At 68.0% G+C, this 9910-nt stretch carries 16 protein-coding genes; 7 read left to right on the top strand and 9 right to left on the bottom strand.

The window, feature by feature from the left end:
- On the top strand, positions 1–420 hold a 420-nt coding region (locus tag ACIY1X_RS08780), incomplete at its 5' end, for a hypothetical protein (protein WP_399679825.1).
- A gap of 176 nt (positions 421–596) precedes the next feature.
- Here ACIY1X_RS08780 and ACIY1X_RS08775 read toward each other — a convergent pair.
- Positions 597–1253 (bottom strand): hypothetical protein, encoded by a 657-nt coding sequence (locus ACIY1X_RS08775; protein ID WP_038215426.1) that lies wholly within the window; start codon positions 1251–1253, stop codon positions 597–599.
- A 97-nt stretch (positions 1254–1350) separates the two neighbouring features.
- On the opposite strand from ACIY1X_RS08775, the gene ACIY1X_RS08770 reads away from it, so the two are divergent.
- Entirely contained in the window at positions 1351–1530 is a 180-nt protein-coding gene (locus tag ACIY1X_RS08770) for a DUF3606 domain-containing protein (RefSeq protein ID WP_038215428.1), read from the top strand.
- A 35-nt stretch (positions 1531–1565) separates the two neighbouring features.
- On the opposite strand, the gene ACIY1X_RS08765 is transcribed toward ACIY1X_RS08770, so the two are convergent.
- The 5 genes from ACIY1X_RS08765 to ACIY1X_RS08745 form a co-directional block, all read right to left on the bottom strand.
- Complete coding sequence (locus ACIY1X_RS08765; protein ID WP_038215431.1) at positions 1566–1871, bottom strand: hypothetical protein; 306 nt, start codon at positions 1869–1871, stop codon at positions 1566–1568.
- On the bottom strand, positions 1868–2776 hold the full coding sequence (locus ACIY1X_RS08760) for an SOS response-associated peptidase family protein (protein ID WP_342665639.1): 909 nt from the start codon (positions 2774–2776) through the stop codon (positions 1868–1870). The genes ACIY1X_RS08765 and ACIY1X_RS08760 overlap by 4 nt, the downstream gene beginning before the upstream one ends.
- Positions 2777–2878: 102 nt before the next feature.
- Positions 2879–3313: a DNA-binding transcriptional regulator gene (locus tag ACIY1X_RS08755; RefSeq protein WP_211260309.1), complete on the bottom strand. Its 435-nt coding sequence runs from the start codon at positions 3311–3313 to the stop codon at positions 2879–2881.
- Positions 3314–3402: 89 nt separating this feature from the next.
- Positions 3403–3687 (bottom strand): type II toxin-antitoxin system RelE/ParE family toxin, encoded by a 285-nt coding sequence (locus tag ACIY1X_RS08750; protein ID WP_038215445.1) that lies wholly within the window; start codon positions 3685–3687, stop codon positions 3403–3405.
- Positions 3688–3705: 18 nt separating this feature from the next.
- Positions 3706–3909 (bottom strand): hypothetical protein, encoded by a 204-nt coding sequence (locus ACIY1X_RS08745; protein WP_157008333.1) that lies wholly within the window; start codon positions 3907–3909, stop codon positions 3706–3708.
- Between the two features lie 77 nt (positions 3910–3986).
- Here ACIY1X_RS08745 and ACIY1X_RS08740 point away from each other — a divergent pair, with 77 nt between their 5' ends.
- From ACIY1X_RS08740 to ACIY1X_RS08720, 5 genes are read left to right on the top strand one after another with little or no spacing between them, the layout of a single operon-like run.
- A complete protein-coding gene (locus ACIY1X_RS08740; protein WP_038215447.1) occupies positions 3987–4427 on the top strand; it encodes a LexA family transcriptional regulator in 441 nt (146 codons plus the stop codon).
- 52 nt (positions 4428–4479) lie between these two features.
- Entirely contained in the window at positions 4480–4683 is a 204-nt protein-coding gene (locus tag ACIY1X_RS08735) for a hypothetical protein (protein ID WP_157008325.1), read from the top strand.
- Entirely contained in the window at positions 4680–5318 is a 639-nt protein-coding gene (locus ACIY1X_RS08730; RefSeq protein ID WP_051953976.1) for a YkgJ family cysteine cluster protein, read from the top strand. The genes ACIY1X_RS08735 and ACIY1X_RS08730 overlap by 4 nt, the downstream gene beginning before the upstream one ends.
- A 14-nt stretch (positions 5319–5332) precedes the next feature.
- Entirely contained in the window at positions 5333–6628 is a 1296-nt protein-coding gene (locus ACIY1X_RS08725; protein ID WP_038215355.1) for a Y-family DNA polymerase, read from the top strand.
- A gap of 21 nt (positions 6629–6649) precedes the next feature.
- Positions 6650–6907 (top strand): hypothetical protein, encoded by a 258-nt coding sequence (locus ACIY1X_RS08720; RefSeq protein WP_051953977.1) that lies wholly within the window; start codon positions 6650–6652, stop codon positions 6905–6907.
- Positions 6908–6917: 10 nt separating this feature from the next.
- Here the strand turns inward: ACIY1X_RS08720 and ACIY1X_RS08715 are convergent, their stop codons facing one another.
- From ACIY1X_RS08715 to ACIY1X_RS08705, 3 genes are all read right to left on the bottom strand, one after another.
- On the bottom strand, positions 6918–7148 hold the full coding sequence (locus ACIY1X_RS08715; protein ID WP_157008327.1) for a hypothetical protein: 231 nt from the start codon (positions 7146–7148) through the stop codon (positions 6918–6920).
- Complete coding sequence (locus ACIY1X_RS08710) at positions 7145–7354, bottom strand: hypothetical protein (RefSeq protein WP_038215360.1); 210 nt, start codon at positions 7352–7354, stop codon at positions 7145–7147. The genes ACIY1X_RS08715 and ACIY1X_RS08710 overlap by 4 nt, the downstream gene beginning before the upstream one ends.
- A 201-nt stretch (positions 7355–7555) precedes the next feature.
- Positions 7556–9643 carry a DUF3560 domain-containing protein gene (locus tag ACIY1X_RS08705; RefSeq protein WP_084217420.1) on the bottom strand — a complete coding sequence of 696 codons (2088 nt, stop codon included), beginning with the start codon at positions 9641–9643 and terminating at the stop codon, positions 7556–7558.
- Positions 9644–9910: the final 267 nt, after the last annotated feature.

Here is a 9910-nt window from a genome sequence, read left to right as displayed (position 1 = left end):
AAAGGCGAAGGCTCGATGCGAAGCACGACAGCCCGGCCGGCACTGCCGGCGACGCTCACATACTCGGCAGTAGACTTGCCGCTCCTCACCATGGACGCACTCACGCTCATCGCTTCACTCGTCGTCTTGCTTGTCGGCATGGCCGGCTGGCTCCTCGGCTCATGGTCGGGCCAGTTCTACTACTGGCGCTGTCCGGTGGCCTGGGTCTTTGATGACGCCATGCTTCAGGGCATCAAAATCCCGACCGACCTACTACTCAAAGCCCCAGCCGACGGCGATTTCTCATGGAGGGGACAACGACGCTACGCCAAGCAGCTGCGCGCACAGTACGGCGTCATTCAGCTCAACTGGCGCGACCGCAGGCTAATGAGCGCTGAAAGAGCGCGCCGTAGAAAAGCGGGCCTGCCGCTCGCGGAGTAGCAAAGAAAAAGGGCCCGCGCTGCAGGCCCCGAATGAGGGTTGGATACCTCGCCCGATCCAGGGAGGAGGAGGGAAGCGCATTGGCGCACCTGAGGTGAGACCGGGCGGCGGGATTGTAGCGGCCGCATACCTGGCCAACCGGCAGAGACGCTGCCGAAAGCACCTCTCGCACACGCTTAGACGCCAGAGGCGAGGGCCGGCTTGACACCGCGCCTGAAGCGCTCTGGCGGCACGGCTCCAGCGCGTTTGATCTTGATCCAGTCCGGCGACCTGGCGCCTGGAACGTAGAGGCTTCGCGTACGTTTTGCGCACAACCCCTCCAGCCCGAGAGGGACGACTGCCTGCTGAAAAATCTGAGCCCCTTCGCCGGCCGCGAAGTGCCCGACGGGCATGACGTGGGCCGGAGGCGATTTGAGCAGCCGTCCCAGACTGGTCTTGCGGCGCAGCAGCGGCAGCTGCAGCAGCTCGTCGCCGCCCGCCATGAGCAAGTCGAAGACGCAGAAGGTGACGGCATCGGCACCAGCGTACCAGCGCCGGCGCCGTGCCCGATCATGGAGCCGATCGAAGTCGCTGCGGCCGGCCTCATCGAGCACGCACACCTCGCCATCAAGGATGGTCGGCCCACCGCCGAGAGTGGCCAGGCTGTCGGCAAGCTCGGGAAACCAGCGGGTCGCATCCGCCCCCTGGCGGGAACGCAACTCGACATGGCCGCCGTCGACCAGCGCCATGAGGCGATAGCCGTCGAATTTGATTTCATAGATCCAGTCGGGCTCGCCGAAGGCGAATGGCCGCTCCTCAAGCAGCATCGGCGGGTAGTCGACCAGGCGGGGCATCCTGCCAGCGTATCGACGATGCGCAAGACCGCTGTCGGCCTACGCGCTGCCGTGACGGCAAACGCGATAACAGGGGTACCGCCCACAGGAGATATCAATGACAGACGACCCGAAGAAGACCGGCCTGGATCGCAAGCTGATCTCTCTGGAGACACCGCACGAAGTGCGAAGCTGGAGCGAAAGCCTCGGTTGCAGCGAAGCGGAGTTGCGCGAGGCCGTGCAGGCGGTCGGCAACTCGGCGGAGCAGGTTCGGGAACACCTGGCCCGGCGCAAGTAGCCGGGGCATCCACAGCGGTGGCGGGGAGGCCCGCGCTATCCGCCGCCCTCGTCGGCCGCCAGCTCATCGAGCTGCTGTAGGCCGGCCTGGGCCCACGTCAAGAACTCTTCGACGTCGGCGCACAGGGCGGCGTGGGCCCGGGCGTCCTCCGGCACCGGCTTGCAGAGCCGCAGGACGGTCAGCCAGTCACGGCCGGTCTTCTCGAAGTTCTTCAGGATGTCCCTGCGCCGCACGATCAGGTGCGCGCGGATGTCTGGCCGGAGATCCATTCGCAGATCGACCGCGCTGCGCCAGAGCGTCATTTGCTCGCGCAGCTCCTCGGGATCGAGGGTCAGCTTCATGCGGCCATCCTGAATTCGTAGTACGGCCGCTCCTTGTCTTCGAGCAGCGCATCCAGCTCGTCCAGGCTGCGGTCCTGCGGCGTGAGCCAGGCCTGCACGTTCTCTTCGCGCAGGGCCACGATGGTGCGGTCATGGCCGGCCGCGGCGACCTCCGGCAGCGGCTCGTCGGTCACGGCCGCGAAGGACCAGAGGTCCGGCTCATCCGAGCCGGCCGGCGGCGTCCAGTGCGAATAGATGCACGCCACCAGCTGGTCGCGCTGCGGCCGCGGCCTGAATTCGAGCACGATGTTCTCCGGCTTCTCTCCCGGCTGCAGCTCGCGGTGCTCGGCCAGGTGGCGCACCACGTGCTCCCAGAAGACAGGCACGAGCGCAAGGCAATGCGTATGCCCGAACTGCCCCTTCCAGAACCCGCCTAGGCTGTCCCGGCGCGCGTTGTAGATCCCGGGGTACTTCGTGTCGTAGAAGACCGGCTTGCCGGCTGGCCGGCACAGGTAGCGCATGGGCCGGATGATCGGCTCGCCGTCCTCGATCAGCAGTACGGGCCCCCACCACTGCGGGAACAGCCGCCAGTCGGTGTCGCGCAGCTCGGCGCGCTTCATCGCATCGAGGCTGGCCAGCGCCGCGGCGATTTTCTTCGGCGCGATGCGCTGGTCCTCCTGCGCCTTCTTCGTCGGCTTCACCTGCAGGACGCGCTCGGCGTCGGCCAGGCGCTTGCGCTGCTTGAACAGATCCTGTTCATAGGCGCGGGCCCGCTCGGCGTCGATCTCCAAGATCAGCGCGTGGATCTCCCGCTCCTCGGCCGTGCGCGGCCGAGCGAAGAGGGTATCCATGCCCTTGGACGTGAGCAGCACCTTGGGCTGTTGCTTCTTGCGCCAGTACAGGTCGAAGAAGGCTTTCAGGTCCACCCGCGCTGTCGGAAAGAGCCGCCGGAATGCAGCGAAGTCGGCTCGAACGGCAGCGGAGTAGCACATGGCCTGCTGGAGTGCGGCGTGCGGCTACGTCCGCACTCAGGATGCCGAATTAAGTTGCTCCAGCGCCCGGCGCTTGCCGAGGGCCCGGGCTGCAGCCAGGCGCTGAAGTTGTTCCGGGTTGGGCCGGGACTTCCCCTGTTCCCACAGGTAGATCGTCGCGCCGCTCATGCCCACGAGCTTGCCGTAGTCGGCCGCCGAGATTCCCAGCTTCGCACGATGCGCCGCCAGGCGGGTCGGGCTGAAGCGCCGAGGCGTTGCGTCGGATGCTTCTGATGCCGGCGCCGGCGCTCGCGCACCCTCCCGGGCGGCGCGCTTGAGCTGCTTCTGAAGGTCTTCGACCTGGCGGCGCAGCAGTGCAATGGCACTGCGATGCTGCGTGCTGGCCTTCCTCAGACTTTCGATCTCGGATCGGACTTCCTTGCGCGACACGCGCGCTATCTCGGACTTCAGGACAGATGCGATGTTGGCCATAGGCCGCATTGTGACGTTGGCATCAGGCGCACAGCCAGCCTGCCGGCGGCGGATGCGAAGCGGGGCCGGAGCGCGCATGGGCGCCGGGCTCAGCGGCGCCGGCGCGAATGGGTCACGGTGGTGACGCTCACGAGCTGCCGGCGGTGGTCAACCTCGTAGAGCACGATGTAGTTGGGATGCGCGACGATCTGGCGCTGGCCAGGCACGAACCAGCTGACCGGGTACAGCTCGGGGAACTCGGCCAGCCTGTCGGTGCAGCCGCGCAATGTCTCGAAGAGCTTGGTCGCGGCGAGCTGGTTGCGCTGGCCGACGTACTCGATGATCTCAAGCAGTTGCTCAAGCGCGGGCGGCCGCCACTGGACTTGGTAAGGCATCCGGCAAGTCTGGCGCCGTCAACGACGGGCAGGCGTGCCGTTTTTTCCCACGATGGCAGCGAGGCGTTCTTCGACCAGGCGCATTGCGGTCGCGTGGTCCACGCTGGGGCGTGGATCGGCCTTGGAGTGAGCCACCAGCGCCTGCAGACGCATCGCATAGGCGACCTCCGACTCGGCGGCGGGAAAGCGCTCGTCGCCGTCGAAGCTGGTGGAAAAGTTCATCCGAAGCTCGGCCATGCCCGTATGGTAAGCCCGCCGGGAACCTTCCGGGGGAAATGTGAATTTTCTATACTGGATGCATGAACAGTATTCCGGCACAAGCATGGCCGGCGGCCGAGGCGCCGCCGCGTCGGCCGCTGCCGGCGGTGCAGGGCAGGGTGCCGGCGGGTTTCCCGTCGCCGGCCGAGGACTACGCGGTCAAGCGGCAGGACCTGAACGAGCTGCTGATCCGGCACCCGCACGCAACCTTCTTTTGGCAGGTGTCCGGGTTCTCGATGCGCGAAGCCGGCATCGAGGACGGCGACATCCTTGTGGTGGACCGCGCCCTCAAGGCGCGTTCCGGTGACATCGTGGTGGCCCAGGTGGACGGCGATTTCACGGTCAAGTACCTGCGGCTGCGGGCGAACCGGCCGCGCCTGGAGCCGGCGAACCCCACCTTCCCGACCATCACGTTCCGGGAGGGCCAGCAGCTGATCGTCTGCGGCGTGGTGACTGCCGTCATCAAGCGGTTCAGGGTCTGAGCAACCGTCTTGCTCGTCAAGCGCAATGCATAGTCGAATCCCACATCGAGCCATGTTTGGCGATGGCGTTGAGCATCGTCAGCAGCTTGCGCATGCAGGCGACCAGGGCGACCTTCTTGCGCTGGCCGGAGATCCGCCGGCGCTGGCCGCCTGGTTCGCCGGCGATGCGGCCGCGCAGGCTGCAGCCAGGCACGAGATGCTGGCCAGCATCGCCGAGACGCATTTCGACCTCGGCGCATGGGAGTGGAAGGAGTGACTGCGCCCAGCACCGCGCCGGATCTGTCGCTCCTCCCCGCCGATCTGCAGGAGCGCTGGCCGCTGGCGGCCGAGCGCGCGAGCCGCAAGCTCGCCGGCCTGTCGGAAAACCCCGCGGCCTGGCGGCTGGTCCAGGCCGCGCAGCGCGCCCCGAATGCCCGGCAGAGGGTGGTGTGGCTGCAGCGCGCGGCGGACGCCTGGGCGGCCCCTATGCGCGCCGTGGCGGCCTGCAAGGCAGGGTGCAGCCACTGCTGCCACACCCCGGTGACGATCACGCGCCTGGAGGCCGATCTGATCGGCCGGGCGACCGGGCGCACGCCGGCATCGCCGGCACGCTCGGTCCGGCTGGACGATCACGAGACGCTGGCGGCGGCGATCGAGGCGCAGGCCGAGCTGCAGGAGCCAGGCTGGCCAGGCCCGTGTCCCTTCCTCGCGGACGGCCGCTGCAGCGTGTACGCGGCACGGCCGATGGCCTGCCGCCTGCTGCTCAACCTCGACGACGACGACCTCCTGTGCCGGCTCATCGAGGGCACGCCGGTCCCGGTGCCATACGCCAATGCCGGGCAGCTCAGGGCGGTGTACCTGCTCGCCCAGCCCGGTGCCGAGCTGGCGGACATCCGCGCCTTCTTTCCCTGACCGGCGAAGCCGTCATGTACGCGCTGGTCGACGGGAACAATTTCTACGTCTCGTGCGAGCGCGTCTTCCGGCCGAGCCTGCAGGGCAGGCCGGTCGTGGTGCTGAGCAACAACGATGGCTGCGCCATCGCTCGGTCGAACGAGGCGAAAGCCCTGGGCATCGGCATGGGCCAGCCGTACCACGAGTTCCGGCGGCTCGAAGGGGATGCAGGCCTCGTCACGCTGTCGGCGAATTTCACGCTCTACGGCGACATGAGCACGCGGCTCATGAGCATCGCCGCAGGCCTCGGGCCCGAGCAGGAAATCTACAGCATCGACGAGTCCTTCGTCGGCGTCGCCGGTGTGCCGGCGATCACCCGCCGGGCCCACCTGGTGCGCGAGCGGCTGCTGCAGTGGATCGGTGTCCCCTGCGGCATCGGCATCGGCCCCACGAAGACCCTGGCCAAGTTGGCCAACCACGTCGCCAAGAGCGCGGACCGCAAGCCCGGCAGCTACCCGGGCGAGTTCGCGCGGGTGGCCAACCTAGGCGAGCTGCCGGCGTCCGATCTGGATGCCGTCCTGGCCGCGACGGAGCTGGGCGACGTGTGGGGCATCGGCCGGCGCATCGGCGAGCAGCTGCGCGCCGCAGGCCTGCGCACGGCCCTGGACGTGGCCAGGCTCGACCCGGCGACGGTTCGCCGGCGCTGGTCGGTGGTTCTGGAGCGCACCGTGCGCGAGCTGCAGGGCCAGCCCTGCATCCAGCTTGAAGACGCCGCGGCGGCCAAGAAGGAAATCGCGTGCACGCGCAGCTTCGGGCGGACGATCCAGCGCCTGCAGGACCTGCAGGAAGCCGTCACCGAGTTCGTCGGCCGCGCGGCCGAGAAACTGCGGCGCCAGGAAAGCCTGGCCGGCCAGCTGCTGGTGTTCATCCACACCAGCCCTTTCCGCCGGCAGGACCGGCAGTACGCCCGCTCGATCACGGTGCCGCTGCGCCGGCCCACGGCCGACACCCTGCACCTGGCGGATGTGGCCATCACCGCCCTGCAGGCGATCTACCGTCCGGGCTACAACTACGCGAAAGCCGGCGTGATGCTGCTGGACCTGCAAGACCAGGCGGTGAAACAGGGCGAGTTGGATCTGGACGAGCCCGGCGCCGATCGTGGCCGGCTCATGGCGGCCATGGACGCGATCAACCGGCGCCACGGACGCGGTGCCGTGCATGCGGCCAGCGCCGGCACCACCGGCGATCGGCGTGAGTGGGCGATGCGACAGCAGCGCCGCACGCCGCACTACACAACGGACTGGCGGCAGCTGCCGATAGCCAGGGCCTGAGCTGCAGCGCAGAATGCAAAGATGGACCTGACGAAAGCCACCCCACGCGCCGCTCTCGATGAAGCCGCCGCGCCGGCGCCTCGGGACCCGCGCGGCCTGTTCGCCAGGCTGGCCGCGGAGCGCGGCCTCATCAAGCCTGGCGACCCGCTCGATCAGAGCGTGGTGGATCTGTGCCTCGATGTCGTCGAAGCCTGCGCGAAGATCGGCGACGGCTACGGGGACCCCGAAGCCGGAGGCAATGCCGGCGAGCACATCAGGTTCGAGCTGGGCGATTTGTAGCGGGCGCCGCCTACAAAGCCTCTGCGGCGGCGAGCGCAGCCTTCACCTTGCGCTGATCGAGTGTCCGCACGACGCCCGCGTTGACTTGGGCGTACTGGCCGGCCGAGCTGCGCGCAAGAGCGCCCGCGGTGAGGTCACCACGCTGGACGATCCCGAGCATTTCCCAGCCCGGAAGCGGACGGTGCTGGTACAGCCGCCACGGGCCGCCAAGTGTGACCGTCAGCCGGCCACGATCGCTCACGACGCCTGGCCCATGCCGAAGGGGTCGGCGGCGTCTAGCACCTGACGGGCCTGTGCAACAAGTGCGTCCACCTTGGCCCAGGCGGCATCTTCCCTGCGCACCACGTCATCGAGATAGGCACGGGCGCGCTGATATTCGGGAGACGTTGGCTCGGCGCCGAACAGGTCTTCGCGGGTGTCAGCCTTGTCCAAGTCGGCGTTGGCCACGGCCGGTTGCTGCGAGGGCTTGGGCTTGATGCAGTTCCATTTTTCTTTCCTTTTGCCCCTCATCCCGGGAGGCGCCGGTGACGCTCAGCATAGAGCGTCAGATGATTGGTGTAACTCAAAAGGCAGGCGGCCGGTTTCGCGTCCGCGAAACGGCGGCCCGCCGCTTCTGCGACGAGCCGGGCTCCGCCCGGCTTCGTCTGGTCAGGCCCGGATCACCACCATCGCGGTGGGCACCTGCGTGCCGACGCCCGCAAAGCTGCCCTCCGGCATCAGGTCGAAGCTGCCGAGGACCGAGAAAAGCGCCCGCTGCCGCGGCCCGGCCGCGCAGATCGCCACCAGCCGGCCGCCAGGGGCAAGGAACTGCTGCGCATGCACGATGTGCTCCACATCGTCCCCGCGCTCGAAGGGCGGATTCATGATGATCGCGTCGAAGCGGCCCAGGTCCTCGACCGTGCACTGCAGGAAGTCACCGCAGACGACGCGCTGCGCGAGCCCTTCATTGCGCAGCGTGTCCGCGAGGGCGCGATTCACTTCAACGGCTACCACGTCGCAGGCGCTTTGTTTCGTGCCAGCGAAAGGCAGCACGCCGGGCAGGCTGCGCAGCAGCACGCCGGTGCCGGCGCTGGGCTCCAGAACGCGCTCGCCCAGCTCGGGCGCCGCGATGGCGACCATGCGGCGCGCAATGTCCTCGGGTGTCGGGAAAAGCTGAGGTGCAGCCACCACCTGAACGCCGCCGGCGCGCAGGCATGCGCGCATCGCGTCGATGGCATCGACCCCTTCGCGTGAGGCCGGCTGCTCGCCAGTGGTCTGCTCCGCAACGGACGCCGCGGGCACTGGCGCCGGGATGACCTCGCGCGCCTCCGGCGCAGCAGCCGCCGACGGCTGGGTCACTTTCGCGTCGGTGATGAACACCGATCGCAATACGCCCTGCCGCACAACCACACGCACACGATGCAGGCCGCAGGCCGACAGGTCGGCCTCCGCGATCTGGCGCCGGCCACCGCCTTCGTAGCGCGAACCCTGGCCAGCCTCGCGCGTGCCCTTGTAGTCCTTGTGCGTTCCGTCCCATTCCGCCTTCGTCATTTCCACGGCGCCGGCATGCGGGTAGTTGGCCAACGGCGGCAGCTTCTTGGCCGCCTTGACCGTGGCAGCCTGCGCCTCGGTCGGGGCCTTGTACTCCCGCACCTCCTCGATGCCGCGCACCCGCACAAATCGCGCGTTCGTCGTCACGCTCAGGACCTTCCCGCCCTTCTTGTTGACGCGAACGATGGTCAGCCATTGGCCGCGAATCAACACCTGTCCACCCGCCTGCATTTCCACGCTCTCTGCCACGAGGCCGCCGCCTTCGTCCAGCATGGCGCGCTCATAGGCAATGCGGTTCTCGTAGTGCGCGATCCAGCGGCCCTGCCTGGCAATGCGCCGCGTGTGTATTTCCACCCCCAGCCGGGCGACATCGGCAACGCTGCGCGGGTTCTCCGCCCGGGTCAGCAATTGGTAGGCCGACGTGCCCCACGGCTGGCCAGCCTCGACCACAGAGAAATGATCCCGGTTGGCGATGGCTACAGCCTGATCGTGCGTCAACCCTTCGGCACTCCACAGCCTGCGGAACACCTCGGCATCGTTGACGATCTTCTGCGACTTGCGCAGATCGGCCTCGATGGCCTTCAGCCGGCGATAGCGCACGTCCGGCGCCTGCTTGTAGGCCGCGTGCAGCTTCGCCGCCTGGGCGCGACGGCTCCAATAGTCCTGCGTCTCCCACAGCTTGACCGCCTTGCGCATGCCGTTCTGAATGCGCTCGGCATCCTTGCGGGCCCGGCGTTCGCTGTGATGGCCCACGAGGATCGGCTGCCCGAGGGGAATGTGCTCAGTGATGGCCTCCACCTGGCGGCGTGCCGCGTCGGCTTCCGCGCCCCGGCGTTCGCTGTAGTCCTCGAAGCGGTCGGCCCTCTCCTCGGCCCGCTCCATCAGGCTGCGGTCCTCGTCCTCGATCTCCCCGCACAGTTCCTCCAGCAGATCGGCCCGGCCAGGCGTCCACATCGGTGCGACGAAAAGCTCTTGCCTCGGCGCCCACTTGAATCCAGCCTTCTTCATCCGCTCATAGGTGCCCGCATCCAGCCGGGCAAACGGGTACAAGCGCAGCTTGTTGTCCTCCGGCGAGTAGGTCGCAGTCCCCAGGCATTCGGACTTTTCAGCAGCTGCTCCTTGGTGAGCCTCGGGGGGTGCGGGGGGAAAGCCCGCTTCGTTGGTGCCGCCTTCGGCCTGGCTGGTGGGTGCGGTCGGTGTGCTCATGATGTGCCCTTTTAGGTGGTGGAAAAAATCTGCTCCTCGGAGCCGCCTCGACGCATGAATAGCGAGGACGGCCAGGCAGCAAGGGCACGCCCGGAAGCCGCAGCCTGGAGCGCAGCGGAAGGACCGGGTGAGGACGTGGGCTCAGCCGCACCCTTGCTGCCTGGTTGCCCGCAGCTATGCGTCGGAGAAGAGGCGGTCCGAGGAGCGGATCGACCACGCTGGATGGAGCACCCGGCCAGATGGCACCCACCAGCCAGGCCGAAGACG

The sequence above is a fragment of the Xenophilus sp. genome (assembly GCF_044462705.1).
Lineage (GTDB): Bacteria > Pseudomonadota > Gammaproteobacteria > Burkholderiales > Burkholderiaceae_C > Xenophilus > Xenophilus azovorans.
The sequence above is the reverse complement of the archived record's forward strand: the minus strand, read 5'-3'. Positions and strand labels throughout refer to the sequence as shown.